The 21594-nt window shown below is 35.5% G+C and carries 14 protein-coding genes; 6 read left to right on the forward strand and 8 right to left on the reverse strand.

What is annotated here, in order from left to right:
* The first annotated feature begins 964 nt into the window (after nt 1-964).
* From CKF54_RS05100 to adhP, 3 genes are all read left to right on the forward strand, one after another.
* Nucleotides 965-2074 (forward strand): NAD(P)-dependent alcohol dehydrogenase, encoded by a 1110-nt coding sequence (locus CKF54_RS05100; RefSeq protein ID WP_119525283.1) that lies wholly within the window; start codon nt 965-967, stop codon nt 2072-2074.
* A 235-nt stretch (nt 2075-2309) separates the two neighbouring features.
* Nucleotides 2310-2570: a hypothetical protein gene (locus CKF54_RS05105; protein ID WP_119525284.1), complete on the forward strand. Its 261-nt coding sequence runs from the start codon at nt 2310-2312 to the stop codon at nt 2568-2570.
* A 197-nt stretch (nt 2571-2767) separates the two neighbouring features.
* The gene (adhP, locus tag CKF54_RS05110) at nt 2768-3826 is read left to right on the forward strand and encodes an alcohol dehydrogenase AdhP (protein WP_262407814.1); all 1059 of its coding nucleotides are present in this window, start codon (nt 2768-2770) and stop codon (nt 3824-3826) included.
* A gap of 242 nt (nt 3827-4068) precedes the next feature.
* Here the strand turns inward: adhP and CKF54_RS05115 are convergent, their stop codons facing one another.
* The 6 genes from CKF54_RS05115 to CKF54_RS05140 all read right to left on the reverse strand — a co-directional run bounded on the left by CKF54_RS05115 (nt 4069) and on the right by CKF54_RS05140 (nt 8924).
* Nucleotides 4069-4584 (reverse strand): hypothetical protein, encoded by a 516-nt coding sequence (locus CKF54_RS05115; RefSeq protein ID WP_119525285.1) that lies wholly within the window; start codon nt 4582-4584, stop codon nt 4069-4071.
* Between the two features lie 399 nt (nt 4585-4983).
* Nucleotides 4984-5640, reverse strand: a complete 657-nt coding sequence (locus tag CKF54_RS05120) for a hypothetical protein (RefSeq protein ID WP_119525286.1) — start codon at nt 5638-5640, stop codon at nt 4984-4986.
* Nucleotides 5641-5792: 152 nt separating this feature from the next.
* Nucleotides 5793-6449 (reverse strand): hypothetical protein, encoded by a 657-nt coding sequence (locus CKF54_RS05125; RefSeq protein ID WP_119525287.1) that lies wholly within the window; start codon nt 6447-6449, stop codon nt 5793-5795.
* 177 nt (nt 6450-6626) lie between these two features.
* The gene (locus CKF54_RS05130; RefSeq protein WP_147396819.1) at nt 6627-7280 is read right to left on the reverse strand and encodes a hypothetical protein; all 654 of its coding nucleotides are present in this window, start codon (nt 7278-7280) and stop codon (nt 6627-6629) included.
* A 179-nt stretch (nt 7281-7459) separates the two neighbouring features.
* Complete coding sequence (locus CKF54_RS05135; RefSeq protein WP_119525289.1) at nt 7460-8128, reverse strand: hypothetical protein; 669 nt, start codon at nt 8126-8128, stop codon at nt 7460-7462.
* A 118-nt stretch (nt 8129-8246) separates the two neighbouring features.
* Nucleotides 8247-8924 (reverse strand): hypothetical protein, encoded by a 678-nt coding sequence (locus CKF54_RS05140; RefSeq protein WP_119525290.1) that lies wholly within the window; start codon nt 8922-8924, stop codon nt 8247-8249.
* Between the two features lie 455 nt (nt 8925-9379).
* On the opposite strand from CKF54_RS05140, the gene hpf reads away from it, so the two are divergent.
* The 3 genes from hpf to cmoB all read left to right on the forward strand — a co-directional run bounded on the left by hpf (nt 9380) and on the right by cmoB (nt 12828).
* A complete protein-coding gene (gene hpf, locus CKF54_RS05145; RefSeq protein ID WP_119525291.1) occupies nt 9380-9694 on the forward strand; it encodes a ribosome hibernation-promoting factor, HPF/YfiA family in 315 nt (104 codons plus the stop codon).
* Nucleotides 9695-10945: 1251 nt separating this feature from the next.
* Complete coding sequence (locus CKF54_RS05150) at nt 10946-11569, forward strand: TetR/AcrR family transcriptional regulator (RefSeq protein WP_119525292.1); 624 nt, start codon at nt 10946-10948, stop codon at nt 11567-11569.
* Nucleotides 11570-11571: 2 nt separating this feature from the next.
* On the forward strand, nt 11572-12828 hold the full coding sequence (gene cmoB, locus CKF54_RS05155; RefSeq protein ID WP_119525293.1) for a tRNA 5-methoxyuridine(34)/uridine 5-oxyacetic acid(34) synthase CmoB: 1257 nt from the start codon (nt 11572-11574) through the stop codon (nt 12826-12828).
* Between the two features lie 136 nt (nt 12829-12964).
* Here cmoB and dnaG read toward each other — a convergent pair whose 3' ends face one another.
* Nucleotides 12965-17116: a DNA primase gene (dnaG, locus tag CKF54_RS05160; protein WP_119525294.1), complete on the reverse strand. Its 4152-nt coding sequence runs from the start codon at nt 17114-17116 to the stop codon at nt 12965-12967.
* 1563 nt (nt 17117-18679) lie between these two features.
* Complete coding sequence (locus CKF54_RS05165; protein ID WP_119525295.1) at nt 18680-20866, reverse strand: TonB-dependent receptor domain-containing protein; 2187 nt, start codon at nt 20864-20866, stop codon at nt 18680-18682.
* Nucleotides 20867-21594 lie beyond the last annotated feature (728 nt).

Below are 21594 nucleotides of genomic sequence, written 5' to 3' on the forward strand. Positions count from 1 at the left end.
AATCTCAAAGACTAATCTCACAATACATTTTTACAAAAATTAATAGATAAAAATAGCGTATAGAACTACGCAAGAATAAAGAATTCCCAGACATAAAATAAGGTTATTTATTTTATGCTCTTTTGCGTTAAAACGCTGTTGTTATCTTCTGTGATAACTAAGATATGGATAGCTTCGAACAAATTGCTCTAATCTAGATTTCTCCTTGTAAAAATCTGATATTTTTCTGGAAAAATTCGATAAAAACAAAAGTGTGATCTACTTGGCAAAAACAAAAATTTTTTTCCCGCAAATCCTCCAAAAATTGATAAAAATTAATCAAAAATGACTTAGTTTTTGATCATACCACTCGTTTTAACACCTTTCTTTTTCCTGTTTTTCAATAAATTGCATAAATTTCAAGTTTGGCTTGTTTGCCAATTTCAGATAAAAAAATTTACTATCTCACTATTGACGTTTCTGTATTAAAATATTTTTAGTATCTCGATATAATTTTAGTTAAATAAACTGAGGTTTAAAGAGTAACACTACCACCTCTTATGTCAATTACAACTTTGTTTAACTAAGTTGGGACGCAAATAAAGATTACATACACAAACCAACCTAGCAACAAAGAAGTAAAAAGTTATCAACTTTTTGATGAAATTAAAGTCTATATCTTGGGGTTAAGGTTTAAATTTCGTTTCTCATCTTACTTTGATAAATTACGAGATTAAGCTTTTTGAAACGATATAACTTAAGTTTACATAGATAAACATAAGTCTTGGGATAAAATTCTATTGAGATCTTTCACTTTTAGCTGAGGCTAAAAACCAAATTAGCCCGCTCTGTTAAATTTAGTTTTTAAAGAGCGTATACTAAAATTACCAATTTAGTTAGCTTTTTAGTTAGCTGTTTTTTCTAACACTGTTTTACAAACGAACTCTAACAAAAGCTAATTAAATAAAACCGTGAGATTGCAATTATGACCCAAATGATGAAAGCTGCCGTATTTGTAGAAAAAGGCCGTATTGAAGTAGTTGACAAAAAAATTCCTGACGTAGGTCCTAACGATGCATTAATTCGCATTACAACTACAACCATCTGCGGTACTGATGTTCACATCTTAAAAGGAGAATATCCGGTAGCTAAAGGTTTAACCGTAGGTCACGAACCAGTTGGTGTAATTGAAAAACTAGGTTCGAACGTAAAAGGTTATGTAGAAGGACAAAGAGTTATTGCTGGTGCTATCTGTCCTAGCTTTACTTCTTATCCATGTCAAGATGGTTTCCCATCACAAGACGGTTCTTACTTATTAAATGAAGATGGCACTTGTTCATGTCACGGTTATAAAGCAACAGCGGGATGGCGTTTTGGTAACATTATCGATGGTACACAAGCTGAATACGTATTAGTACCAGATGCAGAAGCTAACTTAGCTCCTATTCCAGATGGTCTAACTGACGAAGAAGTTCTAATGTGTCCAGACATCATGTCAACCGGTTTCAAAGGTGCTGAAAATGCAGATATCCGTATCGGTGACATAGTAGCAGTATTTGCTCAAGGTCCAATTGGTCTATGTGCAACAGCTGGTGCTAAATTAAAAGGTGCAAGCATTATTATTGCTATCGATGGTAATGACGAACGTCTAAAAATCGCTAAAGATTTAGGTGCAACTATTACTTTAAACTTCCGTAACTGCGATATCGTAGAAGAAGTAATGAAAATTACCAACGGTCGTGGTGTAGACGCATCTATTGAAGCTTTAGGTACTCAAAGAACATTTGAACAAGCTTTAGCTATCTTAAAACCAGGCGGTACTTTATCAAGTCTAGGTGTTTACTCTGACGACTTAACTATTCCTTTAAAATACTTTGCAGCAGGTTTAGGTGATCATACAATTCGTACAGCACTTTGTCCTGGTGGTAAAGAAAGAATGCGCCGTTTATTAAATGTTGTAAACTCTCGCGCAATCGACTTAAAACCATTAGTAACGCATACTTACGACTTAGAAGATATCGTAGAAGCGTACGACTTATTTGCAAACCAACGTGATGGAGTATTAAAAGTTGCAATTAAACCAGGCAAAAAATAAACCTAGTTCGAAAAAATTACAACCTAAACTTTAGCTTGTATTTTGAAGAAAAATCTAGCAATCTTTCGGATAAATTGCTAAGATAAAAGGAATACAATAGATTGTATTATTCTGCCAAATAGGAACAAGGGATTTACTCCAAATCCGATTGGCATGTCCCTTGTTCCTTCTGCACTCACACTTTAATAATACCGGCTTTCTTGAGTTAGGTAGTAATTGACTAGGAGTATTTATCATGTCAAAGGTATCTTTAGTTGAAACAACAGATCAACGACCTACTTTCCTTTCACGCCTCGGCGTAGCTCTCTTTGCAACTTTAATTGTTCTTGTGGGAGCTGTAGTTTCATTTGCTTTAGTACTTTTAGCTTCAGCAATTGTAAGTTTTATTTTCTCTGTTTTAATTGGTCTGGCAACCTTTGCGCTTCTAGCGGGAATTGTTGTTGTCGGCGCAGTTAAAATTGGTATTATTTGGCAGGACCTATTCAAAGATAAATAGTACCTTTAAAAATTGACAGTTCGGTATTGTACAAATTACTTTAGATAGGCACAAAACAAATTTTACCTTTTCACCAAAAGACTGAAAACCCCATAAACTGGTATAACCAGTTTCCTCATAGTAACGGCCAGTGACTTTAGTACTGAGGTACATTTTGTCTCTGTTTATTTTTATAACTTCTTATAGGAGTAAATAACATGACTAAAATGATGAAAGCAGCAGTGGTAAACCAAGAAGGTAATGATGTTGAAGTGAAAGACATTCCAGTTCCTACTCCTGGTTATGGTGAAGCTTTAGTTAAAGTTGAATACTGTGGTGTATGTCATACTGACTTACACGTTGCTGCTGGTGACTATGGTAAAAAACCTGGTGTAGTTCTAGGCCACGAAGGTGTTGGTAAAGTAGTAGAACTAGGTCAAGGTGTTACAAGTTTAAAAGTTGGTGACCGTGTATCTATCGCGTGGTTCTTTAGTGGTTGTGGTGTTTGTGAATACTGTAACTCTGGTAAAGAAACACTTTGTCGTTCCGCTAAAAATGCAGGTTACTCTGTAGACGGTGCGATGTCAGAATACTGCTTAGTAGACGCTGACTATGCAGTTAAAGTTCCAGATGGTTTAGATCCTGTACAAGCTTCTTCAATTACTTGTGCTGGTGTAACCACTTATAAAGGCGTAAAAACATCTAACGTACGTCCAGGTCAATGGTTAGTAGTATTTGGTGCTGGTGGTTTAGGTAACCTCGGTGTGCAATACGGTGCTAAAGTATTTGGCGCGCGCGTAATCGTTGTAGATATTAATGATGACAAACTAGCTCTAGCTAAAGAAGTTGGTGCAGAAGTTGCAATCAATGGCTTAAAAGAAAATGTTGTTGAGCGCATCCAAGAACTAACAAATGGCGGTGCTAATGCAGTTATCGTAACAGCTGTTTCAAAAGTTGCGTTCAACCAAGCAGTTGAATCAGTACGTCCAGCAGGTCGTGTAGTATGTATCGGTTTACCACCTGATACAATGGACTTATCAATCCCTCGTATCGTATTTGATGGTATCGAAGTGGTTGGTTCATTAGTAGGTACTCGTGCTGACTTAGCTGAAGCTTTTGAATTCGGACGCCGTGGCTTAGTGGTTCCAGTTGTTGAAACTTGCGACGTTGATGAAGTTAAACAAGTATTTGAAGAAATGCACGCTGGTAAAATCCAAGGTCGTAAAGTACTTGACTTCACTAAACTTGGCGGTTGCGGCTGCGGTCATCACCACTAATTGTTGAGCTGACCTAAGCAAGACAGACCCGTTAATTAGAATACTAGCAATAGTAAACTACTTAACCCAAATCAAAAGCTATCATAAACTCTTCTTCTCCCAGAAAGTTTATCCTAGCGCAAAGAATACACATATTCGAAAAGTAGAGAGCTCCCCGCTTTAAGCAGGGAGCCCTTTCTTTATGTGTAAAATCTAAAAGCTAAGATATGCTAGCTAAGCACTAGCTTTGCACTAGCTAAGCACTAACTTTTAGTTACACTAATCTCTAATTTGGATTTTAAGCGAGAGAAGATTTCACTCTCTTCATAATATTGGTAGGTCGGGAGATTAGTAAAATCTCCAGTAGACAGAGCAGTATCATAAGCTTTAGCAAACTCATCAGTGCCTCCACTTAACTGGTAAATCATTTCTGTCTTAGAACAAATTTGCAAATACTTACGATCAACTTCAACCAGCGTATCTAAACCAAAATCATCTTTTACAGCTTGACATGCTTGACGAATTTGTAAAAAGGCTTCAAGCGAAGATTGTTGCTCTAACGGAGTATAAAAATTTTGTAATAACAATTGTTGGTACTGTGAAAAGCTAATTGTACTACCATGGTATACCCCTAACAGAGATTTAACGGTAAACTCACTAGCTACATTGGTATATTGAGCGTGAGCCGTAACTAGGTTATGTAATCTCTCTTCTGCACTTGTAGCTAAAACACTCGTAGCACTTATCCCTAATAATAAACTGGCAACAATCTTGTGCATAAAATGACCTCTAATACAAAATAGCTATTTACTTAAACTCGACCTAAGGTTTATAGAGCTTGACTAAGTTTGGCTTAGCTAAGATAAACTAAACTCAAATTACTATTTAAGTTACAACCTCAATTAAGTCTTTGCTTAAATTAAGTTCTTGCTTCAAAACCCTTAGGTAATATAAGGTAATAAAATAATGGGCTTTTTTCCATTATAAGGAGCAGAGAAAGTAATGAAGGAAATTTATGTAAGAAAGTGGTCAAATGACCACTTTCTACCTTTTTATCCCATTTACTTTTAGACTTTCAGACTTTCAGACTTTCAGACTTTAAATCTTTAAAGCTTTAAAGCTTTAAAGCTTTCCTCTTCTCTTGTTTTTCTTCTTTACTTAGCAGTTCTTGCAGAGCACTAATTACTTACTAATTTAATATTAAATAAGCGCTCAACATATTTGGTTTCATCACTATTTAAGTAATAGTCTTTAGACGGTAAATCAGATTCGAAATCCTTTCTCACATCTGAAAATAGATTATCAAAATCTGCATTAGCCAAAGCTCTTTGACTTGCACTATACATGTCACTAAATTCTTGCACACTAAAGTATGACCCCATTAACGCTAAAGTTTGTAACTCATCACGAGTGTAGCCTCCTATAAAGTAAACCATTACTAACTTAAAGCAAAGATCTGAAGAGTCCACTATATTCTGATAACCACGATCTTCTAGAAGTAAGCAAGTTTCAGCTAGATTAGCAATATTATCAATTGTTGGATCTGCACGATAGACATTATTGGAATAAGTGAAATTATAGTTGAGAGGAGCCATAAAATATCTACTGAACAGAACAAGAAAATACTTGAGGTCCATACTACGACCATTTGCTCCAGTACTAACACTCTTTGTAAAAGTATCAAATAATTCACTTACATAACCTAACTCATTTGACAGTTGTTTATGTTGAGCAATAAGCTGATTAGTCGTAAGTTTGTCATTGTTGGGGTTATAGTTGGCATGAGCAAATAAACTCATTCCCCCTAGTAATAAGGTTAATAGAAGTTTTTTCATAAAGCATTTTCTCTTGTTTAAGTTCATGGTTTTAGCATGAAGCTGTCTCAAAATCTCTTGTTCTTACAAGCAAGGCAATTCCATGTCATCTTGGGCAAGGTAGATAGAGCCATGTGTAATAAACTACATAGATAAGCTATGATAGCAATCTACTATTTCTGCACTAAAGTGAACTGTAATAGTCTTTCAATAGATCCTGTCCCCTCATTATTTAAGAAGTATGCCTCTACAGGAATATCAAAATTAAAGTCTTTACGGAGATTGTAAAAATCTTCATCGCTTGTGAGAGATAAGATCCCTTGTTGATTTGCTTTTAAACTACTAGGATCTTGCTCTGCTAGGATTGAGGAACCTAATAAGGCTAAGCTTTGTAACTTATCACGATCGTATTCCGCAAAATAGTAGTTGAAAGTAAGATATGAACAAAGATTAGAATCACTAAATACATTACTTAAACCACGAGAACCTAAGTTAGCACAGGTTTCTGCCAATGTAGCCATTTTGTCAATAATCGGATCTGCATTATAAGTATTATTGAGCAAAGTGTAATTCTGGTTTAATGCTCCTAAAAAACCAACAGTATATAGGTAAAGGAGTTGATCCGCTGTTAGCTCTCTTCCTGCAAAGTTCTTACGAAACTCTTGAATGAAAAATACTACTGCATCTTCAACATAATCTATTTCATTAGCCAACTGATAATACTGTCTCTCTAGTTGACTATCACTAAGAGAATCAATGTTTGGATTATACGAAGCATGAGCAAATAAGCACATCGCTCCTAAGCAAATTGCTAATAATTTTTTACGCATAAAATTCCTTAAGTAAATCTAGTCAACTAGGGGGAGAACAAAATGTAAGGAGGCACTAAGTAACTTTATTTTGAAGCTCTGGCTCAAAATACAGAATCTTCATCAGAACTAAGCCTCAAGGATCAAGATCAAAACTCAGCTCAAAGTTCTGCTCAAAAGCTCTGCTCAAGCTAAACGCTACTCTGATCCTACTAATTTGAAATTAAAAACTTCTTCAAGGTCAGTTTTTACTGGACTATTTAAAAGATAACCTGCTTTTGGTATCGTAAATTTAAACTTAAGATCCAGGTCTCTAACAATACGCTTCAAGCTAAAGTAGTTAGCTAAATACTTCTGACTAACAGAATATTCTTCAGGATGGAATTTTACTCTTGTAACCGTACCTAGTAAGGTTAAACTTTGCAAGATGTCCCAATCATATTTAGTCATATAATTGATAAAAATAACTGTAGTGCAAAGTTTTCCTTCAATAATATGATTTAACTTACGATAATCTAATTCCAAACAAGCGTCTGTTAAAGTAGCTAGAGATTCAATTCTTGGATCTGAACGGTAGATGTTATTTATCAAAGTAAAATTCTGATTTAGGCTAGCTAGAAGAGTAGTACTAAACAATTCTAAGAATTCCAGCTCATCTAACTCTGCCCCATTATTGTACTCTCGAATATCTTTTAAATATCTCGGAAATTCTTCCTCTAGAAAACTTAATTCTTTGTAAGTTTTCTTATACAGCTCAATTAGTTGCTCGTCAGAGAGAGACCAAGTTTTACTTTTATAAATAGGAGAGGCTGCTGTGGCGCCAAAGCTTATTCCGACTAAACTTAGACTCATCAGCAAAGAGCGAAAGCAACTCAAAAAACGTTTGTACATAAAAACCTCATTGGATACATTAAAACGTAGCTAACTAGAGAAATCATATCTAGTAATCACAAAAGCAAAAACTCTTGATTTTTTCTATTGTCTGCTTTATTGATCAGCTTTATTGATCAGCTTTATTGATCAGGTCAGCTCTACTCGTCAGCACTAGCTACTAGTTTCACGTTAAAGATTTCTTGGAAATCTTTACTTCCAGCACTATTTAGAAAGTGTTTTTCACTTGGAAAACCAAATTTAAAAGTTTTTACCACATCTTTAAAGCCATCAGTTTTACTTACATTTGCTAAGCCATTTTGATGCTTATTAAAAGCACTAGGATTATCTTGTACTGCTAAGGTAGTACCAAATAAAGTTAAACTTTGTAAGTTATCACGGTTGTAGTCTGCTGAAAAGTAAACTACAGAGATGTATGGACAAAGAGCTTTTTCTTCAGTAAGAAGATGATTTAACTTACGATCCATAATCACTAAACAAGTATCACCTAAAGTTGCGATCTTGTCGATAAGTGCATCTGGACGATAAACCTTACCTATGTAGGTAAAATCTTTATTTAAGTGAGCTAATAGAGTTGAAGAGTACAGAGCTAAAAACGCTGGTAAGGTAAAAGTTCTCCCATCAGCAAACTCATTAAATTCAAGAAGATAACTTTCAACTACCCCTTCAACATAACCGATTTCTTTAACTAACTCACGATATTGTTTTTCAATTTGGCTATTAGTTAATTTGCTTGCATTATTAACATAAGCTGCTTGAGAGAATAAACTCATAGCTCCTAAAGCCAGAGCTAAGAAAACTTTACGCATGATAAAATCCTTATACTAACGCGAGTTAGGTTAAAACTGTTTTTATTGACATCTTACTAACGTCTTATTGACATCTTATTGACGTTTTATTGACGTTTTATTGACGTTTCTTGATGTTCTATTGACGATTAAATTCCTCTACCAGAGTTATGTTGTAAGTTTGTTTAAAATACTCAATTAAATTGAACATTTTATAGTCTTGATAGCTAACATAACGAAGAGGGAAGTCTAATTTAAGATTTGGTAGATCAAAAAGTATTTGCAGGTTATTAAGGTCTTGCGCAGTAGGAGCTTGAAGTTCAAGGAAGTTCTCTTTGAGAGCTTCAGCGCCTAAGGTTTGCACTATATCTTTGTTAAAAGCTGCTCCAGCAAATACTGCTTGAATGTACGAGCAATCTTGTTTTAATTTCGCTTGTACTTGCTCTTTAGCTACTTCTATGTAGCTAGCACAAGTTTGTTGGAGATCAAGAAATTGCGTAACGCTTTTACTTGAGTAGCTTGTTGGAGTTAAAAGGTAATCTGTATTAATTACCGCAAAGTAATTTGAAGTGGCGTAAGCCATTTCTTCAGCTGTAATTTCATACTCACCATAAACCTCTTTGATCAGGTTATGCCAACGTTTGGCATAGGTAACAAAATCAGAATTAGCAGCAATTTGTTGCTCTAGCTTTTGTTGTAATTGTTCTACTTCCGTAGCAGAAGAAGTTGTTGGTGTTTGTGATTGTGCTTGCGCTTGGCTCTGAGACACCACAAAAGAAGAAAGTAATGATAAAACTAACGTTGTTCTTAAAAGCATAGTAACCTTAATTCAAGCCCTCAAAGTACTGATTATAAATCTTATCATAGCATAAAATACCTAAGAAAAATCTTAACTTTACCTAACTTGTGATCAACGACCACAATCAGAGTAACAAACGCAAAATTTACCCTATTTCTTCCGGTAATTTCGCTTTAATAACCTAGCAATTCACTCTTATTTTTAACCTTTTTATCCCAAAATTTCTCAAAGATAAACATTTGCATTTTGATCTTTAGTTATTCAAAAATAATGATATTTTTTTATTGACAAATTGCTAAATTCTTCTTAAAATGGAAGTATAAAGAAAAAGCAATTATTTCTTTACTAAAGTTAAACCACAAATAAAAACTTTAGTTCGTGAGCCTAAAAAACTCTAACTTTATTCACCACAAAGGTTAGTTAACTTTAGGTTTCATCTCGTAAAATTTATAACCAAAAATAAGGAGTTCATTATGGCTCTAGATATCGTAGGTAAAGCATTCGACGTAACAGATGCAATCAAAGCTCATGCTGATAAAGCTGTTGGTAAATTAAGTAAACTAAAAGTTGATTTAAGCTACAACACTTTAGCACTGAAAAAAGATGGCGCTAATTACGTGAGTGAGTATGAAGTGCAAACTAACCTAGGTCACTTCTTCGCACGTGGTACAGACACTGATTGTTATGTATCAATTACCGATGCAGTTAATAAAATTTACGAACAAGTTAAGAAAAAATTAGATAAACTTCAACACCCAACTCGTGAAAAAGTTGAGTTAGAAGCATAACTTATTTTCCTTAATCAAGTTTTTGATTCCCTGCTATCTTTGATAGCAGGGAATTATAGTTTTAAAGAACTAATTTAGTACAAAGTAGCTAATTGGAAGAACGAAATTATTAACGTGAAAAGGAACTAATTTAGTAAAAAAGGAGCTAGTTTAGTAAAAAAGGAGCTAGTTTAGTAAAAAAGTAACTAATTTAGTAAGGAAGTACTGCAGGTGAATTATTGTCACTATATCGAGGATACCTCAATAAATAGTATTAAATCCTGACTACTACACTAATATATTTCACCTTTTCTCACGCTTTTTTTCTTCTCTTTAGCAAAAATTAAACTAAAAACCTAGTAATTTACTCACCTAAACCCCTGATTTGTATTAAAAAACTAACCACCAAAGAGAGATAACTATACAAAAGTAGTGCTTTTGTGTGGATATACCCCCCCCCGAGAGAAATCTATTAATTTTCTTTCAAAAATCCGGCAAGTAATAGTATAATAATTAAACATTTCCCGCTCTGTGCTAATTTTTATAAGAACGACTATAAGTCGACAAATTTTTGTTTATCAGCTTCTACTTTATTGTGTCAATTTCTTGTTAAGAATTTAGTTTGTTAATTTAGTTTTAAGTAATTTTGCTAGGTAGTATTTACGCCTTTTTCCAATATAACAAAAATAAAAACTTAAGCACATTTGACGGCAGATACCATTTAGTTATAGTTCAATGTTTATCAAATTTAACTAGGTACACTTTTCCTTAACTTCAACCTAATTTTGAAATGAACATGACTTAAATGGTATCAAAGTAATTGCCTTTGAGCTTGCTATTTGGCAAACATGCAAGCAAAGTTTTGTTTGTATTTTTGTTTTTCTCTTTACATGAACTTTCTCAATGAGTAAACAGAACACAATAGACAAATAGACAAAGGGACAACTACATCTAAAAACTTAAGGTACCAGCAAAGTAACTCTAGAAACTCTAGAAACTCTAGAAACTCTAGAAACAAAGAAAGTCTAAGAAAAGTCTAAAAAGTCTTTCAACATTTAAAAGACTTTCTCTTTGCATGTAAGTGTGGCCAGTGGCAAAACCATCACTTCATATCTCTAAGTAAGCAGTAGCCTCCAAAAGAACTTTTACTAAAGAGCAATTACTTCTTGTTAAATCCCTAGCATACTTTAAGTACCAAGTACATGAGTACATGAGTACAAAAACAACAAACGAATTCTTAACTTGTAAATATTTCCTAGGGAAATTTTTATTATGTTTGATAAAATCACGAAACCTCTCGAATTAAAAAATCAAAAGGTTGACCTGCGTGTTGCTAAGACTCACAGTAACATCCGTCGAGCCCTCTTAGAACTATTAGATAAAATGTCTTACGCCGATATTCGTGTAGAAGACATCATTAGTCACTCGTTAATTAACCGAGCGACTTTTTATAAGTACTACACAGGCAAAGACGATCTTGTTGGCAAGATGATCGATGCAGTTAAAGATCGTTTATACAACTATGTCCAACAAAGGGAAAAATATAGCAATCTCAATGATTTCTTATTTGATCAGATCCCAAAACTTTACGAGATGCGTTTTGAGATTCTCATGCTTTGGAAAATCAATACTCCACGCCATAATTTACGTCAAGATATGGTTAATATGGTATCAATGCGTTTTAAAGAGCTTTCGATCAAAGCTTTTCCAACAAAAAGCGCAGAGGATTTAGATATCCAAGCTCATCTCTTCTCTCATATGGCGGTTAATTTCATTGAATATGTTTTTACCAAAGACACTATGGATAACATTTACCGCGCATCAGATCATTTAGAACAAATTCTCAAAATGATGAATTTTGACTACGCTTCTATTAGTGTTAAGCAAACTAACTAATTATGTTTACAAATCCTGAAGATCAAAATATCTTAGCTGCTATTTTGCACAAACCTGAATTAACCGATTGGCTTCCTGCTTTAAGTTTAGCAATGCAACAAGCAGAGCAAACTCTACTAACTAAAGCAAAAAGCAAATCAACACGTGAGACTAGCTTTATTAATAATCTCCGTAAGCTCGAAGCTTTACAAAAATTCCTTAGTGAATTTAAAGATCTATCCTTAAGCCTCGAAGCAGAGTTTTGTCAGTTTTGGCAAGAGCGTCAAGAATTGACTTCAGCAGAAAAAACACCTGATCTAGTACAACTAAAGACCAAAGATTTAAACGTACAGATCAATTTACATCCCCAATGGGCAGGCTTTTTATTGCACGAGCTAGAAGATCTCAGTCACTACTTTGAAGCTGAAGTTGTGCAAGCTTTATACCAAGCCCAAACTCCTTATCTTGAAAACCAAGCTTATCAACAAATCCAAGCTTTATGGCTCAAGATCAAACGTTTAGTTAATACTCTAATCCAAGATCTCATCCCTTGGCGTAAAGGACCATTTAATCTATTAAATCAGCCGATAGATGCAGAGTGGGATTGTGGAAAAAAATGGTCACGCCTCCAAGATCTTGGTTTAGACAAACTCCTCAATGGCAAGAATATCTTAGATGTAGGTTGTGGTAATGGCTACTACATGTGGAACATGTTAGAGCAAGACACTCCTGCTAACTTTATTCTTGGGGTAGAACCTTTCGAAGGTTTTACTGCACAGTTTTTACTGGCAAAAACTATTTACCAAACTTTAGGTGGAACTAACTTACCTTACTTACTAACTTTACCTCTGGCAAAAGTACCAGCAAGTAATAAGTTTGATGTAGTCTTTAACATGGGAGTGCTTTACCATCGTAAAGACCCTGTTATCTTCCTTGAAGACCTTGGTAAGTTTTTAAAAGACAAAGGTACTTTAGTGCTCGAAACTATTATTGTTGAGGGTGACGAAACTACCTGTCTGATCCCAGGAGAGAAATACTGTGGCATGACTAATGTCTATTTTCTCCCAAGTTTAGCAACTCTAGAAAAATGGTTAGCTATGGCTGGGTATAAACATCTAGAAGTTAAAGATATCTCTGTAACCACAAGTGAAGAACAAAGAGCAACTCCTCTTTCTTCGCCTCTGTCGTTGCAAGATTTCTTAGATCCAAATAACCCAGAGCTCACCATTGAAGGTTACCCAAGACCACAAAGAGTTATTATTCTTGCGCGTAAAAACTAAGCCAAGAAGTAAAGAAATTTGAGATTGAGATTAAGATCTATCTGAGATTGAGATTGAGATTGAGATTGAGATTGAAAAATTACAAAAATAAAAGGTTCGTAGTCAAAAACTACGAACCTTTTATTTTTTGTCTGCCTTACTCATCAGCTTCATTTTGTTGTTGCATAAACTGCTCTATATCAGCTTGGGAGTAAGTTATTTCTTCTAGAGGTGCAGCTTCCTCTAAATCCAATAAAGCTACTTGCTCATTAACCAAAGAAGCATTAGCTTGCTCATCTTGATTATAAGCAACGTAATATGAAAGATCAAAGCCATTTAAATCATCAGTAGAAAGCTCTAGAGGCGGTGGAGTACTTGCTAAGAAGTCTTCTACCCCATCATAAACTTCCTCTTGATTTGGAGCTTGCGCAACTTGCTCTGCAGTTTGATCTGCAATTTGCATTTGCTCAGCAGCTTGCTCTTGATCAAGATTTTGCTCTTGCTCATAATCCAGCGCAAGCTCTTGACTTTGTTCTAGCTCTTGAGTTTTCGCTTGCTCTTGCTCTTTCTCTTGTGCTTGCGCTTCTTGCTTAGCTTGCTCGGCAAGATGTTGGAATTTTTGCGTAGCAAAATTATCTTGCTCAACCTCTGCAAGCTCTTGCATTTCTGGCTTACTTTCCGTAAATGCTTGCGTTGCTTGATTAAAGTCTGCACGTAGTTGGCTTAGAGAGATGTTTACTGCATCTGCCTGATGTAATTTAAAAGCATCTGCATCTTTATTACCTTGGTTTTCACGAATTTGTTTTAACTCGATTTGGTAATCATCACTTTCTTTAATCTTTAACGCGCGCATGGTTTCTTTTTCACGCAAAGTAGATTGGTTAATTGCTTTGATACGCATGCTGGTGATTTCAAACATACTCGTATCAGGGTGGAGCATTGACCAAAGTGGAGCGCTGTATTTACCAAGATCCATTAAGTCATAACCAGCCATAGCATGAGGTGCTGGAGGATTGATATAAGAAACTATATATGAGTATTGTTGCATATGTAATTTCTCATAGTCCTGCATAAACTGTAAGGCACGTTCAAGATTAGCTTGCTCTACTTCATTTTTACCAGGTTGTTGACTTTGGACACGACGCAGGTCATGTTGCAATTGGTACTCTAAACTTTGTAAGAAAGTCATTTCCACATTTGCATTATTAATGTAATCTGCAAAGGTTTGCACAAAACACTGCGATAAGTTAGTTAACTGGTAAATTAAGTTAATATAAGTTTCCTGCATCCCCTTATTAAAAATATAAGGTGCATCTTCAGGATTAAAACTTACCAAGTTATCTTCAAAGTCACCATAGTAGCGTGACAAGTATTGTTTGAAGTTACTACGTACAGTTTTACGTACTTCTTCTTGTGCTTGCTCACTGGTTAACTCACCATCTTTTTCTTGATCACGAATCTGTAAAAGATCAAAGTGTAAATGGTTAAAGAAAGTAAAGCACGGCAGATTAAACACAGTTATGTAACTTAGCAAGCTATGCAAAGCTACCTCTGGACGTTCATGGTACCAAGACAGCAAGGTAATAATACGATTTTCAAATCGTCTTGCAGCTTCATAGTACTGTTGCACTAAAGGCAAACGTCCAGGATCAGCATAGAGAAGCTTATCAATTTCGACCACTAGATTATGAAAATAAATTGTATCGTAATCATAGTAAGTAAAATAGCGTGCTTTTAACTCAAGTAAAGCTTGCTGGATTTGCTCTTTTTCTAAAGGTGAAAGCTTTTGTAAAGCATCATCTGGATAGAGTAAAAGCTTGTCATCTTCAGGTTTGGCAAGTTTACGAGGCGTTGCTGGTAACTGCTTAAAGTAATCCGGTAAAGGAACTCCGTAGGCTACACTTTGGGCATAGATTTGTTTAGCTATGCTCATAATTTCAGCTTTTACCGTTTCTTCATTAAAGACTAAAGGATCTTTAATTTCACGACCACTTGCTAGAGCAGTACGCTGACGGCGTAAGCGGAAATTGATGTTTTGGGTAGCTTGGTCTTTAAGTTTTTCCCAGAGTTGTTGAATAATTACCTCTTGGGATTGCATACGTTCTTCAGGAGAATAAGTATTGGCAATTAACTCACGAAACGCATGCTCATGAGAAATGGTGTACTCGGTATTAGTTGTCTCTTGAATAGAACGTTCAATGCGTTGACTTGTACGTTTTTGCTGAAACTGAGTCGATAGCTTTTCTTGTAAAGCCTGCACACGACTGTTTGCTGGACGTTGTCCATAACTACGTACTAAACTTAAATCAGTAATTTTACTGTTAGCCTTGCTACGTTTACTGCTACCAGTTCCCGCACGAGTTTGATACCCGCCTCGCGCATAAGTCGCTTGCACTGCAGAACCTGCTTGTCTTGCTCCTTGTCCAGCTTGTCCACCTTGACTATCTTGTGTACCCTTACTAGCTTGTCCTGCTTGTCCAACCTGTCCAGCTACATTAGTAGTACCTGCTACTGCAGTACCTTGCTGACTTTGAGGTGAAACTACCTGATTGTTAGCATGTGGATAATAAGCATTGGCTTGCCCTTGTTGTGCAGTTCCTGATGTTTGTGCAACTCCAGAAGTACCAGAAGCACCACTATACCCACCTTGAGAACCTACTGATCCTGATCCAAAGGTTCCAGCTTGAGAAGCATTGGTCGCAATAGTGCGTGCTCCACTAGCAGGGTAACGCCCTGTCGCTTGATTTGCTTTAGGAGTATAGCTACTTCTTGCGTCTGTTTGGTAGCCTTTGCCTTTAGGAGTACTAGAGCCAGTGTAAGCATTAGTAAAAGTTGAACTTGTACCTGCGTAGGATGAAGTTCTTTCACTTACACTTGTAGCACGAGAAGCAGCACGTTCTTGCTCACGCTTTTGTTGCTCTTCATAGCTTACTTGAATTTGCTCAAACTGCGCGATTAAAGCATTATAGTCCAGATTAAAACGACGAATTAGCTTGTTAACTAAATCGCTACGATAAGCACGAGCTTTTATTTGCGCATAATATTCACCTAATTGCGCTAAAGCAAGGCGTTCGAGATCACTAGCAGCTACTTTTTGCTCAGTTAAAGTCTCAAGCGTATGCTCAATTAAGTAATCGATAAGACCAACACTTTTTTGTTTTAAAAAGTCATCATAGGCTTGGGAGCCATATTTTTTTAAATAAGAATCTGGATCTTCGCCATCAGTTAGGAAAGCAAATTGCACAATATGCTCATCTTGTAAAATACTAAGCACATTACGCGCAGCTTGCGCGGCTGCTTTGTAACCAGCAGCGTCTCCGTCAAAACAGCAAACTAGGTTTTGCGTATATTTAAAGATCTGTTGTAACTGTCCGGTCGAGATGGCAGTTCCTGAGGCGGCAACCCCCTCGTAGATGCCAAACTGGCTTAGAGAGATAACATCTAGGTAACCCTCTACAAGGATAACACGCTTGATCTTTTTACGGCTATCACGATGAGATTTTACTACTTGATATAACCCGTAAAGTTCTTTACTTTTATCGTAAAGAGTAGAACTATTAGATGGGTTTATATACTTAGCTTTATCTTTCTCATTGGTCAAGATACGACCACCAAAACCAACTATTTGCCCTTGTAAGTTAAAGATCGGGAAAATAATACGTTCACGGTAGGTGTCGTAATACCCCTCACCATTATTTGAATGACGTAAAATATCAACGTTTATTAGGTGAGTTAAAGGATCACTGATTTTAGCTAAACCATTTTTGACTAAATGGTTGTAATAGTGCATTACGGCATTATTACCTGGAGCGTAGCCCAGGTAATACAAGTTTGCCATTTCTTGGGTTAAGCCACGGTTAACCAAGTAATCAACAGCATGTTGAGTTTGTAAGAGTTGTTGATGATAAAAATCAGCGACTTCTGTAATTGTTTGCTGATCAAGTTGTAAAGATTGCTTACGGGCTTGTTCTCTTTCTTGTTCTTCACGTGTACGATTATCTTCTTCGTATTCCACGGGTAAACCAACTAAGTTAGCTAGTTCAATCACAGAATCCTTGAAGTTTAAACCATTATAATCACGTAAAAAACTTAAAGCGTTCCCTTTGGCTCCACAACCAAAACAGTGATAAACAGCACGCTCATCATCTATATGAAACGAAGGCGTTTTTTCACTATGGAAAGGGCAACAAGCTTTGAATTTACGACTACCAGCATTTTCCAATTTTATATAGCGACCAATTATGTCACTTAGAATCGCTTTATCCTGTAACTCTTCAATAAAAGATGGCTTGATAAAGTTCGAACTCATAGGAAAATAAATTCAGGGGTACTTATAGAATTGCCTTAAATTACTTTAGGGCTTAAGGCTTTTTAATTTGCTTTAAGGCTTTAAGTTGCTTTAAAAGTTAAGTATGTAAGTGTTTATATCGCAGGAAAAACCAAAAAATTACGTGAAAATTTAAGCGTTCTTCCGGTTCTTCCGGTCTTTGTTTAATCTTAAAGAGGGGATCTTAATTATATAAGAGATAGCAAGAAAAGTTAAACGTTTTCTTATTCTTACTATTTTAAAACTAAAGTCAAGTTTATGGGAAACTTTCTTCTGCCTCATCTACCCAACTTAAACAGCTTTGCATTGCTTAAACTGTAAATTAACAGTCCCCCAAATTGCTTCTCAACTTCAGCTCAAATTGCTTCTTAGCTTCAACTCAAAATGCTTCTTAGCTTCAACTCAAAATGCTTCTAGCTGTAACTCAAATCAAACGTTACAGCTCCTTAAATTTTGAGTCGTTTCATCATGTTCTTCTTCACCAGAAGAATTTGCAATAGGAAAAAATTTTTGACCACTTTCTTCTAATTTTTTCATAAAAAGCTAAGCAAATATCTGGATTATTACCTCTAAGATTTTTAAGTGCAAACTCATATTAATTGAGTAACTACTACGGGAATTAATCTCACCCAAAAATCCTATTTTTCTCTTTTTATCACTAAAAAACACAAATATCAGTAGCAATGAGCACAAATTGATAAATTTTTTACTGTTACCCAGCAACGACACTTTTATGTCTATTTTTTGAAAAAACCAACACAAGATTTAAATAAAAATATAATAAAGGTATAGAAAAAGTTACATAGAGGCATTAGAAAAAACTTACTAAGCTAATTCTTTTTTACCTATGATTTTGTTTAATCTTCAAAGAAATCATTTACAAAGTTTTTGGTAAAAGTGGTAATGGTTTTTTCTAAGCGCTTCCTTTAACTACAAACAAAAAATCAGTTTTTTATCTTTATAAATTATATAAAGTTACAAACAGAAAACATTCTAGTTTTTTACAAACACAAACGCAGAATCCAAATCAAACCGTACAAACTTTACAATTAGAACCACACAAATTAGATTTGTTCAGGTCATTCGACTTGAGTTTGGCGATCTATATGAAGCTCTAGATTGTGATCTTTTAGGCTCTGATAGGGGATCACAATTTATAGATCGGCAAGCTTAAACTAGCAGGTAAATTTACCTGCGGATATTCAAGGTTGGGTCTTAAGCATTGCTTGAGACTTTTTTGTTGCCCGCCTATGGTTTACTATGTGGTTTTACCATGTGATTTACCCTGCTTGCTAATTGCAGATCTAATTTTCCCGTTTACTTTATTATCCAAACTTAGCAAAACAGTCAATTATAAGAGAGGCATTTGCCTCTCTTTTTTCATAAGCTAACTTAAGCAAATTGAGGCTAACATTTGTAGTTAGGTTGTTTGGTTGTTAGTTTGGTTGTTAGTTTGGTTGTTAGTTTGGTTGTAGTTGATTTTTTTCGGATTTAAAACGCAAAAAAACGGAGATTTCTCTCCGTTTTTTTTCAATTCTAACAAAATTAGAATTTGTATGATAAGTTGATCGCGAACGAACGATTTGGTTGCCAGTAGTTGTCTCTTTCTGTACCATGCAGATCACCCACTGATTCCCAAGTTTGGTAAGTTTTATCAAGTAGGTTATACAACATAAAACCAATTGTTAGACGCTCGTTTGGTGTTAGGTAGAAACCATAATCTAACGTCGCCCAACCTGGTACTGGAGCAGCATAACCACCATAGATTGGATCTACACCGATGTACTTAGATTTTTTCGCTTTATTAAAGTTTAATCTTAAGAAAGTGTTGAAGTTCTCTTGACGGTAAGATAGGTTAAAGTTACCACCAAATGGAACTACACGGCTCACACCTTCACCAGTTTTAGTGTTTTTACCCTTAGCCCAAGCTAAAGTTGTACTCACACTCCAACCTTTTAAACCTTTGTATAAACCAGCTAGTTCATAAGCACCTGTGTACTCGATAGCATTGATAACTGTTGGGTCATCGTTATTTACCATGATCTTAGCAGTACATTCATTACTTGCCGTAACATTAGCACATGCTAAGTCGATCATGTTTTTGAAACGAGTATGCGATAGAGTTAGGTTATGTTTGTAGTAATCACCATTAAATGCCCAGCTTAAAGAGTAGCTTGTTGCTCTCTCTGGAGCTAGATTTGGATTAGGTACAGCTTCCCAGTGGAAGTAAGTAGAAGGGAATAACTCTGTAAATGATGGTAAACGCGTAGCTTGACTCACCATAAAGCTAAGTTCACTTTTCTCTGTTGCTTGCCAATCTAGGTTTAAGCCCCAACTCCAAGCATTGTATTTTTTAGTTGGGTTAGCAGCTACATACCCCGGTGTACGACCTTCTGTTTTCTCTAAAATACCTTTGTTGCTATAGTCAGCATTTGCTCTTAACGCATCGTATTTTACACTTGGCGTAATTGCTACATTGTATTGTTTTAAAGTAAAGCGATTTGAAGCAAATACACCTTTACGTGCTAAAGTCGTAGGTGGGAAGTAAGTCACAGCATTCGCTGTTGTTGAACTACCTACAGGTAAGTTTAACTGTGTCTTGTTGTCTTTAACATGAGAAACACGATCTTGTGACCAGCTTACCCCATACTCTAAACGTGAGCCCACATTTTGGCTTAAGTTAAACAGCTTAGTTAAAGCTAAGTTAGCATACTGCCCTTTTTGTTTTTGAGTAGTAGTAACCGTACCTAACATGTAGTAACTCATAAAGAGAGGGTTATAGTTATATACGTCTAAAGCTGTACTTGCACTTTGACGTCCGTATAACCAAGTGATCTTATCTGCAAAGAAAGTATTAACAAAGTGTTCTCCACTTAAAGAGAAGTACCAACGCTCATTAGCATTACTTTGCCAACCACGTCCTGCACTAAATCTTGCAGTTTTTGCTTCAGAAAGGTAAGTACTTTCATATTTACCACCACTTAGAGTTAGACGGTGGTCTTCGTTAATGTCCCAACGAAGTTTAGCAAAGATGTCTTTGTTAGCTACGCGGAATTTATTCATTTTTGCGTAGATATCAGGATCTTCTACTTGTGCTTCATGTTCATTACGACGAGTGTAAGAAACTAAACCTGCTAAGCCTGTAGAAGCTGATTTAAACGCTACTACGTTATTAACCATCCAAGTTTCATAACGGTCATCATATGACAGTCTAGTTTGCGCCCCAAGACTACGGTTTGCTAATAAAACATCTTCTGGGTCAATTGTTTTTAATGAAAGATGACCAGCTAGATTAGTAAAGCTGTTGTTAAAAGTAGGTCCACGATAAACTTCAAAACCTTTTAAGTTAGCTGTATCAAAGTAATTTAGACCTTTGGCATCATCATGCCCGAATTTGTAGCTAAATGGTAAAGGAATACCATCTAATGACATACCTACACGTTCAGTACCTACACCAAAGTCATCTTGCATCCCGCCAATCCCGCGGATTACAGGTGCTTCATATACATTGTTGTCTGCTAAGTTAAAAGTTACCCCTGGAACATTAGTAACAAAGTTACGTAATGTTAAAGAAGCATCAACGGTTTCATTAGTTTTTCCAGGAATGGCACTTGTCGTTGTTTGCGTACCAGTCACAACGATAGTAGTTAAATTAGTTGCAGTACCTTCTGCCAAAGCTACTGCACTAAAGCCTAGAGACATCATCCCTAGAGCTAGGCTAGTCATACGCATTATTTACGTCTCCGAAAAAAGTCTCGCCGACTTTTTTGTTATTAACACTAAAATTAAAGTAAATGAGAGATTTTTGAGAGGGTTTTTCCTAAAACATAGCTTATTTAGATTTGAACAACTCAAAGGTTTAATTTGCCAGTCCTTTGAAGAGTTCAAACTAAAAGAAAAGCTAGAAAGCTAGAAAGCCAAAAAGCCAAAAAGCTGAAAAGCTGAAAAGCTGAAAAGCTGAAAGCACAAAAACAGAAAAGCAATGAGATGATACTTGCCGAAAGATCTTGCTTTGTTATTGCTTGTGATCTTGTATTCACCATGCTTTAATCTTGTCTTAATCTGGCTTTGATCTTGCCTTGATCATGCCTGATTTTACCTAATCTTTAACCTGCTTTGCTCATTCTTTTTTATTGATTTCTAAAGCTTTGAGGAAAAATTTAATCCTCTTTATTAGAAGCAACTAGAGGAACTAATATAGTCACCGTTAACAGCTCTAGCTATGCCATGCTCCTAAGGTTAAGAGGATTTAAATAAAAAATGCAAATAAGAATTATTTACATTTTCATTTATCACATTATACTTAAAGATCTGTTATAAATATATAGTTTTTTGCTTATTTTTAGCAAAATGTGATCCATGTCACAAAATTACTTAGAGAGATATGGGATTTAAGGCTAGTTTAAGGCAAATTTAAGGAAGAGAAGTAAGACTTAATCCATAGGGATTCCCGAAATTGA

It is taken from the genome of Psittacicella hinzii (assembly GCF_003585885.1).
In the GTDB taxonomy this organism is placed as follows: Bacteria; Pseudomonadota; Gammaproteobacteria; order Enterobacterales; family Psittacicellaceae; genus Psittacicella.